The sequence below is a fragment of the uncultured Thomasclavelia sp. genome (assembly GCF_944324745.1).
In the GTDB taxonomy this organism is placed as follows: domain Bacteria; phylum Bacillota_I; class Bacilli_A; order Erysipelotrichales; family Coprobacillaceae; genus Thomasclavelia.
The window spans coordinates 1-23940 of sequence record NZ_CALUXO010000045.1 but is presented as its reverse complement, the minus strand read 5'-3'; the positions used below and the strand labels follow the sequence as shown (position 1 = coordinate 23940).

Below are 23940 nucleotides of genomic sequence, written 5' to 3'. Positions count from 1 at the left end.
TTTATAAATCTTTACAAATTTGATAGGCATCTAAAATTGCAAACTTAATTTTTCCTGGCTGTTTGGCATCACCAATAGTGGTATAAGAAATATTCATATCTTTTAAAATAGCTTCCAAAGAATTATCACTCTCATAGCCAATTGCCAATAGAACAGTATCAATATCATTTAAAGTAATTGATTGATTATTTTGTTGATAAGTAACAGTAGTTTCAGTTATATCAGTTACTGTGGCATTAGTGATGATCTTAACTCCTTTACGTTCCATTCTTTGAACGAGAACGCTACGTCCTGGGGAAGTATCATCCATAATAATATTATCTTGCATTTCAATTACCGTAATCTTTTTGTTGTTAGGATGACGGTCATTAACTAATGGTGCGATAAAATCAGCAACCTCGCATCCAACGGAACCACCACCAATAATTACGACATTTTTACCGGCCCACATTTTACCAAGTAAGATATCTTGAGCAAAGCCACTATGTGGATGCTTGCTTAATGATTCCATTTTTTTATGTTTAGCACCAGTACATACTAAGACATGGTCAAAATGATGAGTTTTTAAATATGTTTTATCAACACAAGTATTTAATTGTATATCAACATTACTATCATAAGTCCGTTTAATAAAATATTTAGTAGCTGAAGTAAAGAATTGTTTAGCAATTGGATAACCCGCAACAACCATAGTGCCACCTAAATGGGCACTTTTTTCAGCTAAGGTCACTTGATGACCACGTTTTGATAAAATATAGGCTGCTTCCATACCACCTGGGCCACCACCAACGACAAGGATTGATTTTGTTATAGGGGCTTTTGAGATTGTTTCTTCGTTTTCAATTGTCATTGCTGGATTAACAGCGCATTCAATATGGTCTTTCAACATTGTTGAACTTAAGCAGCCTAAACAACCAATGCATGGGCGGATATCTTCTTCCTGATCAAGCATAATTTTGTTGACAAAATCAGGATCGCATAATAATGAACGTCCGACCATACAGATATCAGCAAGATCACGTTGCAATACTTCTTCTAGTAACCATGGTTCATTTAGACGTCCGACAGTGGCTACTGGAATTTTGACACATTTTTTAATTTCAGCCGAGCTTCTAACATGGCTGGCTTGTGGTGTTCCTGGCGGTGTGATCGAACTACCACGATGAATCGTCGTACCACCAGATACATGAATCATATTAGCACCTGCCTCTTCAACTTTTCTGGCAATATAGCATCCCTCATGTAGTGATTGACCACCATCTTCGTAATCATCACCACTAATTCGAACAATAATTGGAAAGTCTGAACCACATTTTTTTCGAACGTTTTCAATAACTTCCAGTAATAAACGGATACGATGGGTAATATCGCCACCATATTCATCGATTCTTTTATTGTACAAAGGTGATAAGAAACCACCAATCAAGGCATGAGCATGAGCAGCATGGATTTCGACACCATCTAATCCGGCTTGTTTAGCTCGTTTAGCAGCATCGCCAAATAATTCAACTAATTCATGAATTTCGGGAATTGTCAGTGGACGAGGTGGTTCTTTGGCATAATATGGTCCGACTTCACTTGGCCCAACTAATTGTGGGGTTCCAGGAAGTGGCAAAGCCATGTAAGCAGGATGGAGCAATTGAGGAACGATTTTACCACCATATTTATGAACTTCATCAGCTAATTTTTTCCATCCATCAATATAAGAATCATCTTGTAAAGATGCCGTATGAGCGATGTATTTATAGGTCGGCTCGACCATAACAACTTCAGTGATAATTAATCCGACACCACCTTTAGCTCTTCTAGCATAATGATGAATCATTTCATCAGTTACATAACCATCAACAGTTGCAAAGTTAGTTGACATTGGTGTCATAAAGACACGGTTTTTTACGACCATTTTATTAATAGTAATGGGTTGAAATAATTTTTTATAATTGCTTTTTATCAATCTGATTATTTTACTGCAATCATTAAATAAACAATAATGGTTTTATGGATATGTTATTGTAAATTAAAGTGTTTATTTAATTTAGCAGCATCTCCTTTCTTTATAATTTTTGTTTTCCCGTAATTATCATAATACAGTTGTTTTTTATTGAAAGAATCAATAATTTCCTAATAAATGATTAATTCCTGTCCAATCAAATGATAGCACTTACAAATATATAAAACATACCAAATTAAACAAAAAACATATACTTTTTCGTATATGTTGATTTTATCACAAAGATTTCATTTTCTTTTTATAATCACGAGGACTCATACCTGTCTTTTGTTTAAAAGTTCGTGAAAGATGATAAGCACTTGAATAGCCTAATTCTTGAGCGATTGTTGTAAGAGTTTTTCCAAGCAGTAGCATATTTTGGGCATATTGAATTTTTTGTTTTTGGATATAAGCACTTGGTGACATATTTAAAACATGGGTAAATGATTTATATAAAACGCTGGTTGATACCCCTAAGTTTTGACACATCTCATTTAATTTAATATGTTTGTAAATATGTTGATGAATGTATTTAATACTTTCATTAACTAGATCAATATGCCGGGAGTGGACAAACCCGACATTAGTTTCACCAGTTCTTTTTAATTGAGCGCGAATAATTTCAACGCTCAGTCTAATCAATGCTGCGGTTATGATGCTAGAATATCCGATTTCTTTAGTATTTGTTTCAACTAATAAACGATCTAACATCTCTCTAAAATCTTTCAACTCATAGTCATAAATTAAATGACCATTTTTAACTAGTAAATTTATAAATTGATCTTTTAAATAGACTGGTTCGATATCAAAATGAAAATAATAATAGGCATAATGATCATAGCCAATATTATGAGATGTATTTAGTTGAAATGGTTCTAAAATTAAAAAGCTATTAGGTGGGCAAATGTATTTTTTATCACCAATATAAGTAGTCGATCCACCATGAAGATAATAAACAATTTCAATATCATTCGAAATATAATTAGCTTTTTGGTCCTTTTCACTTTGCCAGATACCAAAGTTATTGATCTTAAATTGTACTTGTTCTAGTAGTTTCGTTAACTCATCGCTTTCAAAAGTAGTATAACGTTGTTGAGTTTCGATATACATTGGTATCACCATCCGTTCTATTAATCGCCTTTTAGCGATTTTATATACTATATCTATTATATCACAGAGTCTTAGTTACAGATAAAAGTTTTGTATCACTGGTAGTTATAGTTAAAAGAAGATAAGTGAAATATTAGTATTTTAGATATCGAAGATGGTAATTATTTTACTGGCCAGGAAGTTAGTTATTAGCATGTTGGTAGTGCCTTATTTACTCATGATTTTTCAATAATAGGCTGGTTATTTAATCAATAAAAAAGCCGTATTAATCAAAATTAATGCGGCTTTTATAAAACTTTTTCCATCATCACTTTAAGTGGCTTTAGACCACATTTTTCATAAAATTTCATTGCTGATTCATTTAAACACCATACATTTAAAGTGATATGATAAATATTGTTCTCTTTAGCATAATCGACAACATAGTTATATAGTTTAGTTCCAACATGTTGTCCTCGACAATTTTCATCAACGCATAAATCATCAATATATAAAGTTATTTTATCACCATAATTGTTTTGATAAACGCAAAAAACATAACCTAAAATCTGATCATTTTCATCTAGATAAACAAAGATAGGTCGTTTATCATCATTAATAATCTCTAACACTTCCTCATCATTATATTTTTTGCCACCGTGACTAAATAAATCAGGCCGTCCATCGGCATGAACATTATTTACTTGAAATAATAGATTATTAATTCCTGCCAGATCACTTTCTTTGGCTCTACGTATCATAAAATCACCTCACTTGCATCTATTATATAAAAAGTTATTACTTTTGACAAATTTTATTAAAGTAATTATCTTTCTTTTGATAAATAAATTGTATTATCAAGACTTTTTTTATGTATGAATGGTATAATGTTTATAGGAGGAGATTAATTATGGCTCTATTAGATAATTTAGGCAAAAAAGCCGCAAAGTTTACCGAAAAAACAATTGAAAAATCATCTGAACTGGCAGATACGGCTAAAACTAAAGTTAGTATTAAAAGTGCGGAGGCTGATTTAGATGAGCAGTATATTGAATTAGGTAAAATTTATTATGAAAAGATGGTTTCAGTGGGAGTTATTGATGAAGATACTGCTGATATCGTAAAAGAAATTGAAAGATTAAATGAAAAGATTGAAACTCTAAAAGAAAATTTAAAAGATTAAAATAAGAACACCGGTCATTGGTGTTCTTATTTCATGTTCCAACAGTGATTTAATGGACCGCTGCCATGTCCTAAGTTTAATTGGTCGTTTAAAGCGCCAGTTAAATATGCTTTAGCATTTTTAACGCTATCAATTACGGAATAGCCTAAGGCTAAATTAGAAGCGATGGCAGAAGACAAGGTACAGCCAGTACCGTGAGTATTTGGATTATCAATTTTATCAGCCTCTAACCAATAGCTGTTTCCTTGATAATAAAGCAAATCATCAGCTCGATTTTCAAAATGACCACCTTTTATTAAGATATATCCCTCATACCATGAAGCAATTTGTTTAGCAGCTTCAAGCATATCATCTTTACTGACAATTTGGATATTTGTCAGTACGGTAGCTTCTGGTATATTAGGAGTAATGATAGTGGCAATTGGAATCAATTGCTCTTTTAATATTTTTAAAGCGTTGTCAGCTAATAACCGTGAACCACTGGTAGCTACCATAACTGGATCAACGACAATTTTTAAATCAGGATGTTCACTTAATTTCTTGACAATCATGGCAATTAATTCAGGATTGGAAACCATTCCGATTTTAATTGCATCAGGATAGATATCATCAAAGACACAATCAAGCTGTTTAGCTAAAAATTCAGGAGTTACATCCATGATATCGAACACACCCAAGGTATTTTGGGCTGTCAGTGATGTAATGACCGACATACCATAAACTTTATGAGCCATCATTGTTTTTAAATCTGCTTGAATTCCGGCACCACCAGAACAATCAGAGCCGGCAATTGTTAATACTTTTTTCATTTGAATCCTCCATTTCACTCATACTTTTAAAGTGTTTATCACTAATCTTACAGATTTTAGACCAGCTGGTTTGATTACTATGATCAGCTACGGCCCAAACGGTAAAACCGGCATCTTTAGCTGTTTTAATGGCGTGATAAGCATCTTCGATGACAATACAATCTTTTTTATCAAGTTTTAATTTATCAGCAGCTTCTTGGTAAATATTTCCAATTTGTTTATCTAGTTTAGTATCATCACAAGTAATAATTAGATCAAAGTAGTTAGTTAATTGATATTTGTTTAAAATGATATTAGTAATGGTTTTAGTATTAGCTGTTAATAAACATAGTTTTTTATGGTGATTTTTACATTGGGTCAAGAATTTAACTACGCCAGGTTTTAAAGTAACTTCATTTTGATATAGTTTAGCAAGTAAATTATTTAATTGTTGATAGATGGCTGTTTTTGTTTCTTTTAATGAATATTCGTTAATTAAGTAATCAATAGCTTTATCAATCGATAAAACTGCTAATCGTTCATTTAAATCATCACTAGGAGTGATATTAAGTTCTTGTAAATAATAACGTCCTAGATTATCCCACAAAGCCATTGAATCAATTAAAGTACCATCTAAATCAATAATATAGCCCTTATTCATAGACAACCTTTGATATTTTTTTTAATTGTTTAGTGGCTTCTTGGATATTATCATTATTCATAATAGCCGAAACAACGGCAATCCCTGCTAAATTACAATTGGATAATTGGTGACAATTATTCTTGTTGATACCACCGATAGCAACAACTGGAATTGTAACATTATTAGTTATTTCTTTTAGATGTTCAATTGATAGATCAGTTGTATTATTTTTAGTAGTTGTATTGAATATTGCACCGGCACCTAAATAATCGGCACCATCATTTTGGGCCTGCAAAGCCTCTTGGAGATTATGAGCAGTAACTCCTAAAATTTTATCAGGGCCAATTTTTTCACGAACAAAACTTACTGGTAAGTCATCTTGACCAATATGAATTCCATCACTGTCAACAGCTAAGGCTACTTTTAAATTATCATTGATAATTAGGGGAATATGGTAGTGATGACAGACTTGTTTGATTTTCTTGGCCAGTTTAATAAAATCATCATCATTAAGATTCTTTTCTCGCAGCTGAATAATTGTCACTCCACCAAGAATTGCCTGTTCAACACAATCTTCTAAAGTACGATTACCTAACCAGGTTCTATCGGTAACTAAATATAATTCTAATTGTTTTTTAGCGATTTTCAATTTTAACACCAGCTTTCAATTTAGCATAATTGATAGTACTTAAGTTATTTAATAAATATACTTTAAAACTACCGCTACCTTTATCTTCGTTTCTGATTTGCTGATCAGCCAGTTCCCCACAATATCCCATTAAAGCAACTGTATAAGCGGTTGTTTCCAACAGATCACTTTGACCACAGGCAATAAAAGCTCCTAAAATAGCTGATAACATACAGCCAGTGCCAGTTATTTTTGACATTTGATAGCAGCCATTTTTAATAATATAGGCTTTTTGCCAATTAGCAATGATATCAATAGCTCCAGTAATGGCAATTATAGCATTTGTTTTTTGGCTGAAGTCTTTGGCAAATTTAATTACCTGATCAATATTTTCATCAGTAACTTTATCATTTTCATTGGCATCAACACCTAATGTTGTCTGATAATTTTGAGCTAAAGCTTTTATTTCAGAAATATTTCCACGAATTACAGTGAATTTGATTTCATTTAATAAGTTTTTCGCAACTTTAGTGCGAAAAGTACTAGCGCCAACCCCTACGGGATCAAGAATAATTGGATGATTGAAGTGATTGGCCATTTTCCCAGCTTTTTGCATTGCTATTGCTTTATTTTGATTTAATGTGCCTAAATTGATAACTAAAGCATTACTAATTGTCGTTATTTCATTAACTTCATTAATATCATCAGCCATTATAGGACTGCCATTGATAGCTAAAATGGCATTAGCACAGTCATTTACTGTAACGTAATTAGTAATGCAATGGACAATTGGATTTCGCAGTTTAACTTCCTGCATTACTTTTTCAAACATATTTTTCTCACTTTCTTATAAATATAGTTATATTCTAGCATTTTATATTTACTTAGACAAATAGTTGCCAGATGTTAAATTTTCTAGTATAATCTTTTGGGTTGGCTAAAAACCCGGAATGGAGCGGATTATAATGAAAGATAATTATGATGTTATAGTTGTAGGAGCTGGTCCTGCAGGAATTATGGCTTGTTATGAATTATGTTTGAAACAACCGAATTTGAAAGTTCTATTGATAGATAAAGGGCGTGATGTCATGGATCGCCATTGCCCAATTAAAGAAAAGAAAATAAAGACATGCCCAATTATAAAGAATAATGAACCAGGTTGTTTACCAGCTTGTTCTATTACAGCTGGATTTGGTGGTGCTGGTGCTTATTCTGATGGTAAATTTAATATAACTAGTGAATTTGGTGGCTGGTTGACAGATTACCTTTCACCAGATGAAGTTGAAGATGTAATCCATTATGTTGATGAATTATATTTACGTCATGGAGCGACTAAGGAAATAACAGATCCCACAACACCAAAGGTAAAAGAAATTGAACATCGTGGTTATGCTGTTGGTTTAAAATTATTAAGAGCAAAAGTTCGTCATTTAGGAACTGAAGAAAATTTACGAATCATGACGGAAATGTCTACTGAATTAAAGAAACATATCGATATGGCTTTTGCTACTACGGTTAAAGAAGTATTAGTTGAAAATAATCAGGCTAAAGGAATTGTTTTAGAAAATGGTCAAGAAATCAAAGCAAAAAAAGTAGTATTAGCCCCTGGACGCGATGGTTCTGCCTGGTTGACAAAAGTTTTAAAACAACATGGAATCGAATTATATAATAATCAGGTTGATATTGGAGTTAGGGTAGAAACTAGTAATATTGTAATGGAAGAAATTAACCAAAACTTGTATGAAGGTAAATTTATTTACAATGCCAGCGTTGGAACAAGAGTCAGAACTTTCTGTTCAAATCCTTCTGGACATGTAGTTATTGAAAATCATAGCGGTACGATGCTGGCAAATGGACATGCTTATCATGATCCTAAATTAGGAAGTAAAAATACTAACTTTGCTTTGCTAGTATCACATACATTTAGTGAACCTTTTAATGAACCAAACGAATTTGCTCACGAAGTAAGTCGTCTTGCAAATAAACTATCTAATGGTTCGGTTATCGTTCAAAGATATGGTGATATTAAACGTGGTAGAAGAACAACTGAAAAAAGACTAAAAGAGGGATATACAGTTCCAACATTAGCTGAAGCAGTTCCTGGAGATTTAGGATTAGTGCTTCCATATAATACAATGAAATCAATTATTGAAATGATTGAAGCTTTAGATAATGTTACCCCAGGTATTGCCAATGAACATACATTATTATATGGGGTTGAAGCTAAGTTCTATTCAGCACGTCCAAAAGTTAGAGAAGGATTTGAGTGTGAAATAGATAATTTGTATGTCGCTGGTGATGGAGCTGGACTTACTAGAGGTTTGGCCCAAGCTGGAGCTAATGGTGTTTTAGTTGCTCGTCATATTATTGATCATATTAAATAAAATTGAATAAAAATAGAAATTGCGGTAATAATGTTTTTGAAGCTATTGTTAACCTTAAATTTCTATTGACTTAAGTCACCAGATGGTGACTTTTATGTTACAATGATATCGAGGTGATTTCATGGGTGAGCTTAGAAAGATACCGTATGTTGGTAAGGCAACTGAAGAGTCATTAAAATTAATTGGTTATGAAACAATTGATTCTTTAAAAGGAGCTGATCCTGAAAAAATGTATCAAAAAGAATGTGAAATTAGAAATACTCAGATTGATATTTGTCAATTATATATGTATCGAATGGTTGTTTATTATGCTAATACTAAAAATCCTGATCCTGAGAAATTAAAATGGTGGTATTGGAAATAGATATTGACAAAAAGCGATAGATAAGTTAAGATTTTAACGATAAATAAAGGCGATGAATAGAGAAGTAATTGTATTTTGAAGTTCAAGAGAGTCTCGGATGGTGGAAAGAGATAATGGATGATACAAAGAATAAAGGCTAGGAGCCGTATCTAGGATATTTAGATTGATTAGATAACGTGAGCCACGTTACAGGCAAGACTATTGTTGGATAGTTGATGAGGTTAATAAGGTGACTTATTAATGAATTAGGGTGGTACCACGATGCTTTCGTCCCTTGCGGATGGAAGCTTTTTATATTTTAGAGGAGGAAAAGATGGAAGAAAGAAAGTTTAGTGAACAAGAATTAGTTCGCCGCGAAAAATTAAAAGAATTAGTAGAAAAGGGTATTGACCCATTTGGACAAAGATTTGATGTAACAGCATACTCAAAGGGAATTAAAGAACAATATGGGGATAAAACTCATGAAGAGTTAGAAGAAATGGCCGTAGAAGTAAGTGTTGCTGGAAGAATTATGACTAAACGTCGTAAAGGAAAAGTATGCTTTATGCATATCCAAGATCGTGATGGTCAAATTCAATTATATATTCGTAAAGATGTCGTGGGTGAAGACGTATATGAAATTATTAAAAAAGGTGATATCGGAGATATTATTGGAGCTAAAGGAACAGTATTCATGACTAATACTGGAGAATGTTCAGTTAAAGTATCTGAATATACCCATTTAACTAAAGCATTACGTCCATTACCAGAAAAATATCATGGATTGACTGATGTTGAAGAACGTTATCGTCGCCGTTATGTTGATTTGATCATGAATGAAGAATCACGAAAAATTGCTTTTACAAGACCTAAGATCATTCGTTCAATTCAACATTACTTAGATAATTTAGGTTATGTAGAAGTTGAAACACCAGTATTAAATCCAATTTTAGGTGGTGCAGCAGCTCGTCCATTTATTACTCATCACAATACATTAGACATAAACTATTATCTACGTATTGCTACTGAATTATCTTTAAAAAGATTGATTGTTGGTGGAATGGATGCAGTTTATGAAATTGGACGTTTATTTAGAAACGAAGGAATGGATAGAACTCATAATCCTGAATTTACAACTATTGAAGTTTATAAAGCTTTCAGTGACTTAGAAGGAATGATGGATTTAACAGAGGGAATTATTTCTAATGCCGCTAATGAAGTTTGTGGTACATATGATATTGAATATAAAGGAAATAAAATTTCTTTAGCTCCTGGTTTTAAACGTATTTCAATGACTGATGCGATCAAAGAAAAAACTGGAATTGATTTTGCAAGTGATATGACTTTTGAACAAGCAAAAGAACTAGCAAAAGAACATGATATTGAAGTAGAACCACACTTTGGTTATGGACATATCATTAATGAATTCTTTGAAAAATATGTTGAAGAAACAATTGTAAATCCAACATTTGTTTATGGACATCCAGTAGAAATTTCGCCACTTGCTAGAAAAAATCCAGAAGATCCACGTTTTACACAACGTTTTGAATTATTTATTTGTGGAAATGAATATGCTAATGCTTTCAACGAATTAAATGATCCTGATGATCAATATGAAAGATTTGCAAATCAGTTAAAAGAAAAAGAACTTGGTAATGATGAAGCAAACGAAATGGATTTAGATTACGTAGAAGCTTTGGAATATGGATTACCACCAACAGGTGGAATGGGTATGGGTATTGATAGATTAGTTATGTTATTAACTGGTCAAGAAAGTATTCAAGAAGTTATCTTATTCCCTCAAATGAAACCAAGAGGAAAATAACTGATAAAATAAGTATAATTTAGATTTTAAACTTAAATCACAGGTAAAATAAGAGCATAATTTTCTTAACTTATGAAGTGATATTTGATGACTTTATAATTATTAGGGGATTGTGCTTTTTTATAATCAAAGTTCATTTATTTAAAAATGGCATATACAAGAAGATTTTAAAGATTAATCAGTGACTATAAATGTGAATGTATTTTGTATTATAAATAAATTATTATGAAGACACAAATATTTAAATTTATAGTAATTATATGTTTTTAAATTTTTAAACAAAATGTAATTGTATCTATTAACTTAAAGGAAAAAATAAATTTAAGATTTATTAAAATACCTTTGCTAATTTATCTATTATTTGTTGTGAAAACAAATTGAAATATTGTAATTTTCGTATATAGAAGGGCGAAATATTCAAATATTATTTTATCGTTTCAATCACTTATAAAAGAAGATGAAGACATAGATGATTTTTTAGTGAGATATGAAATGGGATGATCAAATAAGAGATATGTTTATATTATCGAGATAAATTATGTTTATCTATAATTCGGATTTTTTTGGTTTTCAATTAATCAATCAATCAAGAAGTAGATAAAATACTAGTTTAGAAAAGTAAGATATTTATGCATAAAACAAACAAAAATAATCATACTTGAAATAGAATGGGTTCAATGTTATAATCTATTCGTAAATCGGACATTGTTGTATCACAATGTAAAAAGGTAAGGAACGCAACTCCTTACCTTTTTTTGGCTTTTATAGTGAACTTAACACTAGGCTAGTTATCGTTATAAATATTTGTCTAACCATTTGCATATGTAATAAACAATTACACCTGCCATGACAGAAATAATCAAATCGGACATTATTATATCACCTCCTCTCCAAACAGGAGGGACGATAACAAATATATTATATCAAAGATTATTTTGTCTAACAATTTAATATTGAGAAATATTTTGATTGGAAAAATATCACATATTTTACGATAAAAACTATATATGCATTGAAATGGATTTAGATTATGTAGAAGCATTGGAATATGGATTACCACCAACAGGTGGAATGGTTATGGGGATTGATAGATTAGTTATATTATTAACAGGTCAAGAAAGTATTCAAGAAGTTATCTTATTCCCACAAATGAACCCAAGAGGAAAATAATGAAAAACGCTAAAATTAAAAGTAATTGAAAACATTTATAGATTTTAATATCTAGTAAAATTGAATATGAAAATTTATAAAATTAAAATGTAAAAGAGATTCCATATATTACTGATAAATACAGTAATTTCGAAATCTCTCATTTTTGAGCTACTAAAAATTAATAATACTTTTTACCATTCTACGACAATTAAGCAGTCTCTACTATCAGCAAACATATTATCAAAATATTCTAGTTCAATTTTGTTGGTTCCGTTATTTAATGCAAAAGCCATTTGTCCAGTTGTTTTTCTTCCGGCACCAATACTATCAGGTGATTTTACATCTGCTGGATAAGTTTCTAATGAGTTGTTATCAGCATCATATGCTTTGAAGTTTGAATCAAAGATATACAATTCGTCTTGAACGTCAATATTTTCATAAGCATAATCAATGATAATAACTCTATCAGCTTGTGTATCACTAAATTGATTTCTATCAGATGTTTCAGAAACCCCAGTGATTGTTAAGTTATATGAACCATCAGATGTAGTAACTCCAATAATGTCACCTATTTTATAAGTTGTTTCTGTTTCTTCTTGCTCTGATTCATTAGTAGAATTTTCTGTAGTATTTACTGTTTCACCTTTTTTTTCAGTTGTTGGATTAGCAGGTGTCATTGCAAAAGAAATAATCATACAAAGTAGACCACATATTGCTAAAATTAAGGCCTTCTTTTTTGATTTCTTCTTAATTAATGATAAAACAAAAGAAACAATAGCAATTATAAATAAAATGAGTGCAACTAAAAAGAAAATAAGCATATTCCTTCCCTCCTAATAATGTGAATACTTAAATAGTATCTCATAAATATAGTTACAATGAAATATTTTTCATAAAAATATGAAATAAAATGTATTTTTGTAGGAAAGTTTGCAATATTGTTTTATTTAGAAGGAAAAATTACTTATAAATAATATATATTCTCAATTATTAATCTAAATTAAATGAACTACAATAATAGTAAATGATTATTTTACTTTAGACATAGCTACATAATTAAGCTATCAGTTATCAGGAAACAGGAATTAAGTGATATTTATTAGTTCAAAGAGTAGAAATTATGTTCTACTCTTTTTAGCTATGAGTAAAAAAGATGGGTTAATTAAATGATTGTGATATAATGTAAAAAATAAAAGGGGGTTTATTATGGCAGTTTTAGATAAAAATATTCCAGTTTTTAGATATTTTGAGGAAATCTCTCAAATACCAAGAGGTTCTTTTCATGAAGAAAAGATTAGTGATTATTTGGTGGCTTTTGCCAAAAAACATCAATTAGAATATTTTCGTGATGAAATGAATAACGTTATTATTTATAAAAATGGTAGTCCCGGATATGAAAATCATTTACCAGTAATGTTACAAGGTCATATTGATATGGTATGTGAAAAAGATTTTAATTATGATCATGATTTTGAAAATGATCCACTAGATTTATATGTAGAAGATGGTTATTTACATGCCAGGGGAACAACATTAGGAGCTGATGATGGATATGCTATTTGCTATATGTTGGCAATATTAGAAAGTAACACTATTAATCATCCACCACTTGATTGTGTTTTTACCGTTCAAGAAGAGGTAGGAATGTTAGGGGTTAGAAATTTAAAAGCAGACAAAATTCGGGCTAAAAGAATGATTAGTATGGATACTGGAAATGAAGCTGAAACTTGTGTTTCTTCCTCAGGTGGGCGCCGCGTAACTGTTGTTAAAAATTTTAACTTAACTGAAAATACATGGAATACTTATAAATTGAAAATTGATGGTTTATTAGGGGGACACTCAGGGAAGTTTATCAGTGAAGAACGGGGAAATGCCAATAAGATTGCATTTAGAATGCTAAAAGCTTTGTCTAAAACAACTAATGTTCGATTGGTTAATATTATTGGTGGTTTAAAGGCTAATGCGATTCCTCGTGAGTGTGTTGTTGAGTTTACTTGTGATAAAAAATGGGATGAAATTGATGATCTTTTTCAAAAGATCGCATTTGACATAAAAAAAGAATTAGAGTTTAGTGATCCTAATTTTAGTTATTTACTTACACAATTATCTGAAAAAATCAAAGTATGTTTTGATTTGAAAACTAGTCAAGAGGCAATTGATTTACTATATTTACTACCTAATGGTTTTAAAGCTAAAAGTATGGTTATTGATGGACTTACAACAGTATCATTAAATTTAGGACAGATTGAAACTATAAATGATCATATTGAATGTCATTATTTGATTCGTAGTCCTCTTATAAGTGCTCGAGAAGAATTAACTAGTGAAATTGAACTTTTAACCCAGTTATTAGATGCCAAGATTATTATTGAATCTGATTACCCTGGTTGGAACTTTGAAGCAGATTCTTCAATGCGTGAAGTATTAAGAGCAGTAGTTAAAGATAAATTGGAAACTGAATTAATAACTAAAGCTAGTCATGGAGGACTGGAAATTGGAATATTAAAGGGTCTGATTCCAGAATTAGATATTATTACGATTGGACCTGAATGCTCAGGTGCCCATACGCCTGAAGAAAAAATGAACTTAAACTCATTTTTGAAAATGTATGATGTATTAAAAGAAGTATTAAAACGATTATAGTTTATTAAACTTTAGATAAATAAAACAAATGCAAGATAGTTACTAGTTTTAAATTATGTTAGAATTAAAACTACTTAAATGAAAGAAGGCGATAAAAATGACTAAACACTTATATTTAATGCGTCATGGGGAAACTTTGTTTAATAAAAGAAGAAAAATTCAAGGCTGGTGTGATTCACCGTTAACTGAAAATGGAATCATGCAGGCTAAGGCAGCTAGAAAATGTCTAGAAGGTATCGAATTTGATCATTATTATAGTTCGACATCAGAAAGATGTTGCGATACTTTAGAAATTGTGACTAATTATCAAGTTCCTTATCAAAGATTAAAGCAATTAAAGGAAAGAAACTTTGGTGAATTTGAAGGAGAAAGTGAAGATTTAAATCCAAAGCGAAATAGTTCATTTGATTATGATGATTTATTTCCACATTATGGTGGTGAATATCGTCAAGATGTTGTTAAAAGAATGTATACAACATTGAAAGAAATCATGGATAAAAACGATCATCATATTGTTTTAGCTGTTTCTCATGGTGGTGCTTCATATGCTTTTTTAAGTCAAGTGACTGATCCAGATATTGTCAAAGCTCAGGGTGGTTTAAAAAATTGTAGTATTTTACATTTTGAATATGAAAATGAACAGTTTAAATATATTGAAATGTTACAACCACAAATATAGATAACGAAAGGGGATCATTGATCCTCTTTTTCTTTTTAAGAAACAAAAAAAGCTAAAAGTCCAATAAGACTAATTAAAATAATTCCCGTTGCCAAGACTATAATAACTTTTTTTAGCTGGTTATTACCCTTAAAATAAGTATCAAGTGTATTTGAAAAATAAATTAAAATTAAACTAATGATAATAAATAAGATTAAAATAAGTTTCATTTTAGTTACCTCATTCCTTTAAAAATATTATATCAATTACATTAAAACTAATCTATAATTTAAACAAGCCTGAAAGATAAGGAGAAAAGAAATGAATATTAATTGAAATGCTAAAAAATATACTGAAGACTTATCATTTGTTCATCTATATGGAAACAATGTCTTAGAGCTGATTGATGCTAAAGAAAATAGTATGGTCTTAGATTTAGGATGGGGTAATGGAGCATTGACTAAAGAACTACAAAATCGTGGTTATCAAGTAATTGGTATGGATGCTTCAAAAGAGCAGTTAGAAATTGCTAGAAGTAATTATCCAGATATTGAATTTATTAGTGGTGATACCACAGATTTTTTACTAACCAAGCCAGTTGATGTGGTGTTTTCTATTGCGGTATTTCATTGGATTGAACGAAAAAACAAGTGAATCTAATTAATAATGTTTATCGAAGTTTAAAAGCTGGTGGCGAATTTATTTTTGAATTTGGTGGTTATGGTAATAATCGATTAATTCATCAAGCTTTAAATAAAAGTTTTCAAAAATATGGCTATGAATATCAAATACCATTTTACTTTCCAACAATTAGTGAATATACATCATTATTAAAAAATAATGGTTTTCTAGTTAGATATGCCAATCTTTTTGATCGAATGACAGAACTGAAAGGACCTGATGGTTTGAAAGATTGGATCTTAATGTTTGTAAAAACTCCGTTTAATATTATTGAAAACGAAAAGCAAAAGCAGAAAATTATAGATGATTACTGTTGCCGATTTGCAAAATATTTTATATCGAGAAAATAAGTGGCATGCAGATTATGTACGATTAAGAATTAAAGCGATAAAGACAGATCTTGGAAAATAATTCAAGATCTGTTTTTATGTGCCCAATTTAAAATTATATCAACCTGCGGTGTATGACAAGAGTCAGGAAGCTGTGTTTCAAGTTGTAGAACAACATCATATTGTTGATGTAAATAAGCATTATATAAAGAGACAAGAAAGACTAAGTTTTTAACATCTTCTCTTTGGTGTAAACGAGGATGCTTTTGGTAAAAAATTTGAAATTTTGAATAGACTACGTCAAATTTTTCAGTATCGTGTAACATCGCTAAATGAGCTATACAATGTTCATAATAAAATAATTTAAAAATAGCCGGAAGTTTTTTAGCGTTTTGTTTCCATATAATTAAAAAATCATAAGCTTCTTGAGGATAATTCAGTCTTCCTAATGCCGATGAAATATTAATGAGTGAAGTATAGTTCAAGATAGCTTTTTGAAAGATAGGAACATTTAAAATTTGATAAGTCATTAGAATATAAAGTTGACAATCTTGATTTAAATAAGATTGATAATATTTCTTTTCAATTTGTATATTTATATATAGATATAATATCAAGACTACCAACAGACAAACAATAAATAATGCAAAAATAGACATTAAAGAATAACCAAGGATAATTCGTATAAAAATATAATACGAAAAAATAATAATCATTATATTTAAACAAAAATAATAAGCTAATAGAGTTAAAATCCGTTTTTGAATATATATGGTTGTATAAGATAAAGATTGTAAATGTTGAATATCTGAATGATTTGTTAAAAAGTTCGCTAACCAACTGTTAATAGTTGGTATTTTTTTATTTTTAGAAAAATACATAGACCATTGTATCAATATGATACATATAAAAATGATGGCATAGAAAGTTTGAAAGATTTGAGTATAAATAAAGACATTAATTTGTAAGAAAAAATAGAGAAAAATCAGGAATGATAATAGGGTAAGAATTATCATTTGAATTTTGAATTTATTTTTAAGATTCATTTTCATCCCTCCAATAAGGTAATTATATAACATTCATTATACTTAGTGAATTAGATTAGCTAGTTTTAGATTTAATTATTTTTTGGTTAATTATGGCTTTTGGATTGTAAATGGTGCTACTTTTTATGATTTTAGATTTCTTTATTTTTTATAAAAAATGAAAATACTTTCAAAAACTAAAAATATTTATTGATTTAATAAAAAAATTTGAAAGTAAAATCTAAAAACCCCCAAATTATTGTTATTTTTTTTAGATAAACGTATAGTTGAGTTAAAGAAAAAGAGGGGTGATAGTAATGAAAGAAATTGAACATCAGTTGATTGTTTCCTGTCAAGCTTTGGAAGATGAGCCATTGCATTCATCGTACATTATGTCAAAAATGGCTCTTGCGGCTTTGCAAGGAGGAGCAGGTGGAATACGGGCAAATAGTATTCAAGATATTCAAGCAATAAAAAAAGAAGTCGATTTACCAATAATTGGAATTATTAAACAAGATTATGAGGATAGTGATATTTATATTACACCAACAATAAAAGAGGTAGATGACTTGGTGGCAACAAACGTTGATATCATTGCCTTAGATGCTACTAATCGTTTACGACCATATCAAAAAACGTTAGAAGAATTTTTTAAAGAAATAAGGCGAAAATATCCGGAACAATTATTTATGGCTGATTGCTCAACGGTTGAAGAAGCATGTTTGGCTGATAAGTTAGGGTTTGATTTTATTGGAACTACATTAGTCGGGTATACACCTGAAAGTAAAAATCAGCGGATCGAAGAAAATGATTTTGAAATTATTAGAAACATTTTAAAACAGGTTCATCATCCAGTAATTGCTGAAGGAAATATTGATACTCCTGCTAAAGCTAGAAGAGTATTGGAATTAGGTTGTTATAGTGTTGTAGTAGGTTCAATTATTACTAGACCACAGATAATTACTGAAAGATTTGTTAAAGAAATAAAAAAGGAGAGAAAGTAAAATGATGGATAAAATTTCTAATTTTTTATTACCAATTACTGAAAAAATAGCGAAAAATCGTTATTTATCAGCAATTCGTGATGGCTATATTTCGATTATGCCACTGGTCATTACGGCGTCATTATTTACATTGATAAATAGTGTTTTTATTGGCGAAGGCAATTATTTAGACCAATGGTTTGGAACACCATTTAGTGATTTTTCACAACTCGGGAGTGTCATTAGTTCGGCATCAATGTCAATTATGACAATTTTGCTAGTTTTTACAACTTCAAAATCTTTAGCTGCTCATTATGAAATGGATACTTCCATTGCCGGAACTACTGCCTTGGTTTGTTTTCTTTGTTTAACACCATTTATAAGTGATGCAACAATTGGCGAATATGTACAAACAACTTATTTAGGTTCAACAGCAATGTTTACAGGATTTATTTCTGCATTATTAGCAGTTGAATTATTACGTTTTTTAATGGGCTTTAAAGCGTTAATTATTAAAATGCCAGATACAGTTCCATCAGGAATTGCCAGATCTTTAAATTCGATTATTCCTGTTGCTCTAACAGTTATTATTTTTGGATTAGCTAGAATTATCACTGATGCGCTTGGGGCACCACTTAATGACTTGATCTTTAAATGGATTCAAACACCATTTACCAATATTGTCTCATCAGCTGCTGGATTAGTAATTATTTATGCTTTATATATGCTTATTTGGGGATTTGGTATCCATTCGGCTTCAATTTTTAATCCGATTCTTGAACCAATCTATTTAGTTAATTTAACAGCCAATGTTGAAGCAATTAATGCCGGTGGCAGTGCTTCAGCCATTATTACAAAGCCATTCCTTGATAGTGTTGCTTTTATGGGTGGTGCTGGGAATATGCTGGCATTAGTAATCGCTATTTTCATTGTATCAAAACGAGAAGATTATCGTACTATTGGTAAGATTGGATTAATTCCATCACTATTTAATATTTCAGAACCATTGATGTTTGGCTTACCAGTTGTCATGAACCCAATTTTAATTATTCCAATGATCTTAGTAACTTTAGCTGGTTTAGCAATCGGAGCTTTAGCTACAACTTTAGGTATAATGGCTTATACTTATGTCCAAATTCCTTGGACAACCCCACCAATTTTAGGTGCTTTTTTAGCAACCGGTGGTGATATTTTATCCGCAGTTGTAGCGATTGTTATTTTGGTTGTTTCTGTTATTATCTACATCCCATTTGTTAAAGTTATGAATAATGAAGGAATTGAAAAAAGTGCAGAATAAAGTAGTTGTTTTTGATTTAGATGGGACCTTATTAAATAGTCAAAATGAAATTATCGGAGGAGATCAGACGCTATCTTGTTTAGATCTCCTCAAAAATATGGGATGTACTTTAGCTATTTGTACAGGTCGTTTAGATCATGATATCTTAAAAATTCAACAAAAATATAACTTAATGATTGAACATCGGATTTCTCAAAATGGTGCCGTGGTAATCTGTGAAGATAGTTTTAATAGTGAATTGCTTGATAAGCAAGAAGCGTTAGCTATTTATGATCAACTGAAAGAATTACCAGTTAGAATTGAGATAAATACTGTTGCTAATCGCTACTGGACCTGTGATCGTGATCCGGATTTTCCTAGAGAATTATATGATTCGCATATTATTAAAACGGATCTTAAGGAAGTTATTTTATGCCAACCAATTGTTTTATTTTTAATAATTGGTAAGCAAGATGAACTTGAAAAAATTGGTCAAATGATTAATCAACAATATCACTTAGTCCAGGCAATTATGACTTCAGCAACATCATTAGAAATAATGAGTTGTGAAGCTTCTAAAGGCAAAGCCTTGAAAAAGAATTTTATCAACGAGCAAATATATGCTATTGGTGATTCGCCTAGTGATTTTGATATGATTGAATATAGTGAATATTTCTATAACGTTGGGCAATTTGAAAATCCCAGCAAGGCTATTTATAAGACCAATATTTTAGAAGCACTAAAAGATATTTGTAATAAAGTAAAGGAGACTATGGAATGAAAACTCTAATAATTCCCCTTGATGAACGACCATGTAATTATCAATATCCACAAATGATTGCCAAAACTAATTCTAATATTGATTTGATCATGCCCGATGTATCAATTCTATCTAAGAAAAAAAGTCCAGCAATATTAACAGAATTAGATCGATTTTTATTTTCGCACTGTCAGGAAGTTGACAATCTTGTTTTATCAATTGATATGTTAGTATATGGGGGATTAATTCCCTCTAGATTACATCATTGTTCAAAGGATGAACTATTAAAGCGTCTTGAAGTAATCAAAAGATTAAAACAAATAAACCCGCAATTAAAAATCTATGCATTCAATTGTATTATGCGCTGTCCTAGTTATGATTCTTCTGAAGAAGAACCTGACTATTATCAGGAATATGGTTATAAATTATTTAGGAGAAAATATCTCCAAAACTATAAACAGCGTCATGGTTTATCAGCAATCGAACAGGAAGAATTGGATTCGATTGAAATTCCACAAGATATTATTGATGACTATGAACAACGAAGAAATTTAAATACGGAAATAAATATTGCGGTCTTATCATATGTACAGACTAATAGAATTGACTTTCTAGTTATTCCTCAAGATGATTCTTCACCATATGGCTATACAGCGATATCGCAACAACAAGTAGTTAAAGCAATTAAACAAAAACACTTAGACCAAAGAGTGATGGTTTATCCTGGTGCTGATGAAGTTGGCTTATCATTAATGACTAGAGCATATAATGACTATTATCAGTTGCATCCTAAAGTATATCCATTTTATGCTTCAACTTTAGGACCAGCAATTATTCCTAATTATGAAGATCGACCAATGCATGAAAGCTTAAAATCTCATCTTCGCGTTTGTCAGTGTCAAATGGTTACCTCAGCAAATGAAGCCGATTTTGTTCTAGCGATAAACAGTCCAGGAAAAATTATGCAAGAAGCATTTGTTGAGGAACAGGATGTTGATATTAGTTATACCAGCTATCGTCAGCTGTTGGATTTTGCTTATACTATTAAAGAATATCTCCAACAGGGCTATCGTGTTGCTTTATGTGACAGTGCCTTTAGTAATGGTGGTGATTATCAACTAATTCAATATTTAGATCAAATGCAATTATTAGATTGTTTGATTAGTTATGCGGGATGGAATACTAATTGTAATACCTTAGGAACAACATTAGCTCAAGCTTGTTTAGGAAAAGGTAATGTTTATAAAAATATTTGTTTTCGAATTATTGAAGATGTTTTATATCAGGCGATAGTACGTAAGGATGTTGTAGAACATGATCTAGTGGAATTAGGGCTATCGTATTATGATTTTAAAGATCAGGAAGCACAAGTGGCTACCAGAATTAAAAGTAAATTACAAGTTTTATTTAATGATTTTAATTTAAGTAAAAAACATCCAGTAATTATTAAAGATATTTCAATGCCGTGGCAGCGGATGTTTGAAATAGAAATGAAAATCGAGGTAGAATAATGAGAGAAACAATGAAATATAATCCCTGTTATTATCAATTAAGAGAAGGACAGTTGCAAAGAATGCTTGCAATAGTGCAACAGACCAAAACTGCTAAGAAAAATGGAGTTGTCTTCTTTGGTGATTCTATTACAGAAATGTATAATCTATCTAAATATTTTCCCAAAATAAAAAATGTTTATAACTGTGGTATTGGTGGGGCAACATCAAATGAATTGTTATGGATCGTAGATGAGGCGGTGATAAAATACCAGCCTAAAATAGTTGTGATGATGATAGGTATCAATGATTTAGGTAATACAGTTATGTTTTCACCAAAAGATATTGCTGTTAATGTAAAAAATATTATTGATTTAATTCGTGGAAATTGTCCGGATACCCAGATTATTTTGTTATCAACATTGCCATGTATCGAAACATTGCGAGACTATCATCATGTTCCTGGAATTCGCTGTAATGATTTAGTTGCTATGATTTTTAAGCAATATCAAGAACTGATTATTGATCAAAAAACGACTTTATTATCAGTTTTTGATGATTTTATTAATTCACAAAATGAAGCGTTAGTTGAATATTATCAAGATGGTCTACATTTAAATGATAAAGGTTACCAGCACTTAACCCAATTAATTACTCCGGTGATAGAAAAGTATTTATAGGATAATACTTTGTGGTGGTATAATAAACTTTGAGGTGATTAGATTTGCGAGTATATAATCAAAGTGTTATTCCATTAATAGAAATGGCATATTCACAATTGACACCATTAGAAAAAAGAATAGCTGATTATTTTATGAATCAGGTAACTGATCAAGATTTATCGTCTAAAGCGGTAGCTAAACGTTTGTATGTTTCTGAAGCTTCATTATCACGCTTCGCCAAAAAAATTGGTTTTAGTGGCTATCGACAGTTTTTATTTGCGTATCAAGATTCAGATCATGCATTAAAAGATCTTGATATTCTCACTAGACAAGTATTGAATTTCTATCAGCGGGTTTTAGAAAAGACCTATTCATTAATAGATAATGAGCAAATGATTCGCGTTGCCAAAATGTTAGATGATTATAAAAGAATCTATGTCTATGGTATTGCTTCGTCGGGAGTTGTTGCTAGAGAATTTAAGTTAAGGTTTATGCGACTAGGGCTGGATGTTGATTATTTAGTTGATAGTCATACGATTTTAATGAATATTACTCGCATTAATGAAAATTCATTGGTTATTGGTATTAGTGTCAGTGGCAAAACTAAAGAGGTGGTCGCTGGTTTAAAGGCTGCCAAAGAAAAAGGAGCTAAAACGATTATGTTATCAGCTCATAAGATTCATAAATATCAGGTATATTACGATGAGTTGATTTTAATTGGTGGTTTAAAAAATTTAGCTATTTCTGATAAAATATCACCACAAATTCCAGCGCTAATTATGATTGATGTATTATATACTCATTATTTACATTATAACCAGATTAATAAAGAAGAAAATTTAAAAATGACACTGCAAAATATCGATTATGAATTGGAAGAATAATATCTTAAATTAAAAGTGGCAGCTCACTAGGAACTGCCACTTAAGTGTTCTATATTTATTTACCATAATTTTCTAATAATTTAGCATCAGCTTCAATATTACCAGTTATTTGGAAAGATTCATCAGTATATTGCATCATTTCAATTCGATTTCCATCTGGATCATGAATCCACATTTGCCAAGTATGAGAATTTCCGATTTTTGGTTCAATATCAATTTCAATACCAGCAGCAATTAACTCATCACGAGCTTTGAAAATATCATCAACTGTTAATGAAAAATGACTATACCCTAAATGTTGATTATATTCAGGATGTTCTTTTTGACCTTCAGCTTTAGGAAATAATTCGATAAATTGTCCTTTAGCAATTTCAATATAAATTAAACAGATATCTAGAGCAATGTCATTAAGTTAAGATGATAAAATTTTAGCCAGGAATTATATGTAAATATATTTTTCCTGGTTTTTAATATTTATTCAAGCTAAAAAAGTGTAGTCTTGAAACTACATTTTTCAAGGTATA

The 23940-nt window shown here is 30.5% G+C and carries 24 protein-coding genes, 2 pseudogenes and 1 other annotated feature; of the genes and pseudogenes, 15 read left to right on the top strand and 11 right to left on the bottom strand.

Annotated features, from left to right (window positions below):
* Nucleotide 1: 1 nt before the first annotated feature.
* The 3 genes from Q0K54_RS05220 to Q0K54_RS05210 all read right to left on the bottom strand — a co-directional run bounded on the left by Q0K54_RS05220 (nt 2) and on the right by Q0K54_RS05210 (nt 3840).
* On the bottom strand, nt 2-1951 hold the full coding sequence (locus tag Q0K54_RS05220; RefSeq protein WP_294578801.1) for an FAD-dependent oxidoreductase: 1950 nt from the start codon (nt 1949-1951) through the stop codon (nt 2-4).
* 276 nt (nt 1952-2227) lie between these two features.
* A complete protein-coding gene (locus tag Q0K54_RS05215; RefSeq protein ID WP_294578790.1) occupies nt 2228-3100 on the bottom strand; it encodes an AraC family transcriptional regulator in 873 nt (290 codons plus the stop codon).
* Nucleotides 3101-3387: 287 nt separating this feature from the next.
* Nucleotides 3388-3840, bottom strand: a complete 453-nt coding sequence (locus tag Q0K54_RS05210) for a GNAT family N-acetyltransferase (RefSeq protein ID WP_294578789.1) — start codon at nt 3838-3840, stop codon at nt 3388-3390.
* Between the two features lie 149 nt (nt 3841-3989).
* On the opposite strand from Q0K54_RS05210, the gene Q0K54_RS05205 reads away from it, so the two are divergent.
* The gene (locus Q0K54_RS05205; protein WP_294578788.1) at nt 3990-4262 is read left to right on the top strand and encodes a hypothetical protein; all 273 of its coding nucleotides are present in this window, start codon (nt 3990-3992) and stop codon (nt 4260-4262) included.
* 26 nt (nt 4263-4288) lie between these two features.
* Here the strand turns inward: Q0K54_RS05205 and thiD are convergent, their stop codons facing one another.
* Genes thiD through thiM form a run of 4 tightly spaced genes read right to left on the bottom strand, consistent with a single transcriptional unit; the run spans nt 4289 to nt 7153 of the window.
* Nucleotides 4289-5071: a bifunctional hydroxymethylpyrimidine kinase/phosphomethylpyrimidine kinase gene (gene thiD, locus Q0K54_RS05200; RefSeq protein WP_294578787.1), complete on the bottom strand. Its 783-nt coding sequence runs from the start codon at nt 5069-5071 to the stop codon at nt 4289-4291.
* Nucleotides 5040-5711 carry an HAD family phosphatase gene (locus tag Q0K54_RS05195; protein WP_294578786.1) on the bottom strand — a complete coding sequence of 224 codons (672 nt, stop codon included), beginning with the start codon at nt 5709-5711 and terminating at the stop codon, nt 5040-5042. The genes thiD and Q0K54_RS05195 overlap by 32 nt, the downstream gene beginning before the upstream one ends.
* Nucleotides 5704-6342 carry a thiamine phosphate synthase gene (gene thiE, locus Q0K54_RS05190; protein WP_374011451.1) on the bottom strand — a complete coding sequence of 213 codons (639 nt, stop codon included), beginning with the start codon at nt 6340-6342 and terminating at the stop codon, nt 5704-5706. The genes Q0K54_RS05195 and thiE overlap by 8 nt, the downstream gene beginning before the upstream one ends.
* Nucleotides 6329-7153 (bottom strand): hydroxyethylthiazole kinase, encoded by an 825-nt coding sequence (gene thiM, locus Q0K54_RS05185; protein ID WP_294578784.1) that lies wholly within the window; start codon nt 7151-7153, stop codon nt 6329-6331. The genes thiE and thiM overlap by 14 nt, the downstream gene beginning before the upstream one ends.
* A 133-nt stretch (nt 7154-7286) precedes the next feature.
* On the opposite strand from thiM, the gene Q0K54_RS05180 reads away from it, so the two are divergent.
* The 4 genes and pseudogenes from Q0K54_RS05180 to Q0K54_RS05165 all read left to right on the top strand — a co-directional run.
* On the top strand, nt 7287-8705 hold the full coding sequence (locus Q0K54_RS05180) for an NAD(P)/FAD-dependent oxidoreductase (RefSeq protein ID WP_294578783.1): 1419 nt from the start codon (nt 7287-7289) through the stop codon (nt 8703-8705).
* 121 nt (nt 8706-8826) lie between these two features.
* Nucleotides 8827-9069: a helix-hairpin-helix domain-containing protein gene (locus Q0K54_RS05175; RefSeq protein WP_294578782.1), complete on the top strand. Its 243-nt coding sequence runs from the start codon at nt 8827-8829 to the stop codon at nt 9067-9069.
* Between the two features lie 43 nt (nt 9070-9112).
* Nucleotides 9113-9347, top strand: a binding site (T-box leader).
* 35 nt (nt 9348-9382) lie between these two features.
* Complete coding sequence (lysS, locus tag Q0K54_RS05170; protein ID WP_294578781.1) at nt 9383-10873, top strand: lysine--tRNA ligase; 1491 nt, start codon at nt 9383-9385, stop codon at nt 10871-10873.
* A gap of 1014 nt (nt 10874-11887) precedes the next feature.
* A pseudogene (locus Q0K54_RS05165) lies at nt 11888-12043 on the top strand (amino acid--tRNA ligase-related protein); the annotation flags it as partial.
* A 173-nt stretch (nt 12044-12216) separates the two neighbouring features.
* On the opposite strand, the gene Q0K54_RS05160 reads toward Q0K54_RS05165, so the two are convergent.
* On the bottom strand, nt 12217-12846 hold the full coding sequence (locus Q0K54_RS05160) for a DUF4352 domain-containing protein (protein ID WP_294578779.1): 630 nt from the start codon (nt 12844-12846) through the stop codon (nt 12217-12219).
* A 385-nt stretch (nt 12847-13231) separates the two neighbouring features.
* Here Q0K54_RS05160 and pepD point away from each other — a divergent pair, with 385 nt between their 5' ends.
* Both pepD and Q0K54_RS05150 read left to right on the top strand, forming a co-directional pair.
* Nucleotides 13232-14668: a beta-Ala-His dipeptidase gene (gene pepD, locus Q0K54_RS05155; protein WP_294578778.1), complete on the top strand. Its 1437-nt coding sequence runs from the start codon at nt 13232-13234 to the stop codon at nt 14666-14668.
* Between the two features lie 97 nt (nt 14669-14765).
* Nucleotides 14766-15347 carry a histidine phosphatase family protein gene (locus Q0K54_RS05150; protein ID WP_294578777.1) on the top strand — a complete coding sequence of 194 codons (582 nt, stop codon included), beginning with the start codon at nt 14766-14768 and terminating at the stop codon, nt 15345-15347.
* A gap of 35 nt (nt 15348-15382) precedes the next feature.
* Here the strand turns inward: Q0K54_RS05150 and Q0K54_RS05145 are convergent, their stop codons facing one another.
* On the bottom strand, nt 15383-15556 hold the full coding sequence (locus tag Q0K54_RS05145) for a hypothetical protein (RefSeq protein ID WP_294578776.1): 174 nt from the start codon (nt 15554-15556) through the stop codon (nt 15383-15385).
* 160 nt (nt 15557-15716) lie between these two features.
* Between Q0K54_RS05145 and Q0K54_RS05140 the strand changes: the two are divergent.
* Nucleotides 15717-15980, top strand: a pseudogene (locus tag Q0K54_RS05140) (trans-aconitate 2-methyltransferase); the annotation flags it as partial.
* Nucleotides 15977-16357: a hypothetical protein gene (locus tag Q0K54_RS05135; RefSeq protein WP_294578775.1), complete on the top strand. Its 381-nt coding sequence runs from the start codon at nt 15977-15979 to the stop codon at nt 16355-16357. The pseudogene Q0K54_RS05140 and the gene Q0K54_RS05135, both read left to right, overlap by 4 nt.
* Nucleotides 16358-16419: 62 nt before the next feature.
* Here Q0K54_RS05135 and Q0K54_RS05130 read toward each other — a convergent pair whose 3' ends face one another.
* Nucleotides 16420-17382 carry a hypothetical protein gene (locus tag Q0K54_RS05130; protein ID WP_294578774.1) on the bottom strand — a complete coding sequence of 321 codons (963 nt, stop codon included), beginning with the start codon at nt 17380-17382 and terminating at the stop codon, nt 16420-16422.
* 296 nt (nt 17383-17678) lie between these two features.
* Between Q0K54_RS05130 and Q0K54_RS05125 the strand changes: the two genes are divergently transcribed.
* Genes Q0K54_RS05125 through Q0K54_RS05100 form a run of 6 tightly spaced genes read left to right on the top strand, consistent with a single transcriptional unit; the run spans nt 17679 to nt 23416 of the window.
* Entirely contained in the window at nt 17679-18365 is a 687-nt protein-coding gene (locus Q0K54_RS05125) for an N-acetylmannosamine-6-phosphate 2-epimerase (RefSeq protein WP_294578773.1), read from the top strand.
* Nucleotide 18366: 1 nt separating this feature from the next.
* The gene (locus Q0K54_RS05120) at nt 18367-19641 is read left to right on the top strand and encodes a PTS sugar transporter subunit IIC (protein ID WP_294578772.1); all 1275 of its coding nucleotides are present in this window, start codon (nt 18367-18369) and stop codon (nt 19639-19641) included.
* Nucleotides 19631-20401 carry an HAD-IIB family hydrolase gene (locus tag Q0K54_RS05115; RefSeq protein ID WP_294578771.1) on the top strand — a complete coding sequence of 257 codons (771 nt, stop codon included), beginning with the start codon at nt 19631-19633 and terminating at the stop codon, nt 20399-20401. The genes Q0K54_RS05120 and Q0K54_RS05115 overlap by 11 nt, the downstream gene beginning before the upstream one ends.
* Nucleotides 20398-21891, top strand: a complete 1494-nt coding sequence (locus tag Q0K54_RS05110) for a DUF4127 family protein (RefSeq protein WP_294578770.1) — start codon at nt 20398-20400, stop codon at nt 21889-21891. Before Q0K54_RS05115 ends, Q0K54_RS05110 begins: the two co-directional genes overlap by 4 nt.
* Nucleotides 21891-22550 carry a GDSL-type esterase/lipase family protein gene (locus Q0K54_RS05105; RefSeq protein ID WP_294578769.1) on the top strand — a complete coding sequence of 220 codons (660 nt, stop codon included), beginning with the start codon at nt 21891-21893 and terminating at the stop codon, nt 22548-22550. The genes Q0K54_RS05110 and Q0K54_RS05105 overlap by 1 nt, the downstream gene beginning before the upstream one ends.
* A 44-nt stretch (nt 22551-22594) precedes the next feature.
* Nucleotides 22595-23416, top strand: coding sequence for a MurR/RpiR family transcriptional regulator (locus tag Q0K54_RS05100; protein ID WP_294578768.1), 822 nt, complete (start codon nt 22595-22597; stop codon nt 23414-23416).
* A 55-nt stretch (nt 23417-23471) separates the two neighbouring features.
* Here the strand turns inward: Q0K54_RS05100 and Q0K54_RS05095 are convergent, their stop codons facing one another.
* Nucleotides 23472-23768 (bottom strand): VOC family protein, encoded by a 297-nt coding sequence (locus Q0K54_RS05095; protein WP_294578800.1) that lies wholly within the window; start codon nt 23766-23768, stop codon nt 23472-23474.
* Nucleotides 23769-23940 lie beyond the last annotated feature (172 nt).

Bases quoted from the DNA above. Each gene is read 5' to 3' on its own strand.
- Q0K54_RS05210 (WP_294578789.1), bottom strand. From the start codon at position 3,840: ATGATACGTAGAGCCAAAGAAAGTGATCTGGCAGGAATTAATAATCTA.
- Q0K54_RS05150 (WP_294578777.1), top strand. From the start codon at position 14,766: ATGACTAAACACTTATATTTAATGCGTCATGGGGAAACTTTGTTTAAT.
- Q0K54_RS05175 (WP_294578782.1), top strand. From the start codon at position 8,827: ATGGGTGAGCTTAGAAAGATACCGTATGTTGGTAAGGCAACTGAAGAG.
- Q0K54_RS05110 (WP_294578770.1), top strand. From the start codon at position 20,398: ATGAAAACTCTAATAATTCCCCTTGATGAACGACCATGTAATTATCAA.
- Q0K54_RS05160 (WP_294578779.1), bottom strand. From the start codon at position 12,846: ATGCTTATTTTCTTTTTAGTTGCACTCATTTTATTTATAATTGCTATT.
- thiM (WP_294578784.1), bottom strand. From the start codon at position 7,153: ATGTTTGAAAAAGTAATGCAGGAAGTTAAACTGCGAAATCCAATTGTC.
- pepD (WP_294578778.1), top strand. From the start codon at position 13,232: ATGGCAGTTTTAGATAAAAATATTCCAGTTTTTAGATATTTTGAGGAA.
- Q0K54_RS05215 (WP_294578790.1), bottom strand. From the start codon at position 3,100: ATGTATATCGAAACTCAACAACGTTATACTACTTTTGAAAGCGATGAG.
- Q0K54_RS05105 (WP_294578769.1), top strand. From the start codon at position 21,891: ATGAGAGAAACAATGAAATATAATCCCTGTTATTATCAATTAAGAGAA.
- Q0K54_RS05195 (WP_294578786.1), bottom strand. From the start codon at position 5,711: ATGAATAAGGGCTATATTATTGATTTAGATGGTACTTTAATTGATTCA.
- Q0K54_RS05120 (WP_294578772.1), top strand. From the start codon at position 18,367: ATGATGGATAAAATTTCTAATTTTTTATTACCAATTACTGAAAAAATA.
- Q0K54_RS05180 (WP_294578783.1), top strand. From the start codon at position 7,287: ATGAAAGATAATTATGATGTTATAGTTGTAGGAGCTGGTCCTGCAGGA.
- Q0K54_RS05145 (WP_294578776.1), bottom strand. From the start codon at position 15,556: ATGAAACTTATTTTAATCTTATTTATTATCATTAGTTTAATTTTAATT.
- Q0K54_RS05205 (WP_294578788.1), top strand. From the start codon at position 3,990: ATGGCTCTATTAGATAATTTAGGCAAAAAAGCCGCAAAGTTTACCGAA.
- thiD (WP_294578787.1), bottom strand. From the start codon at position 5,071: ATGAAAAAAGTATTAACAATTGCCGGCTCTGATTGTTCTGGTGGTGCC.
- Q0K54_RS05125 (WP_294578773.1), top strand. From the start codon at position 17,679: ATGAAAGAAATTGAACATCAGTTGATTGTTTCCTGTCAAGCTTTGGAA.
- lysS (WP_294578781.1), top strand. From the start codon at position 9,383: ATGGAAGAAAGAAAGTTTAGTGAACAAGAATTAGTTCGCCGCGAAAAA.
- Q0K54_RS05130 (WP_294578774.1), bottom strand. From the start codon at position 17,382: ATGAATCTTAAAAATAAATTCAAAATTCAAATGATAATTCTTACCCTA.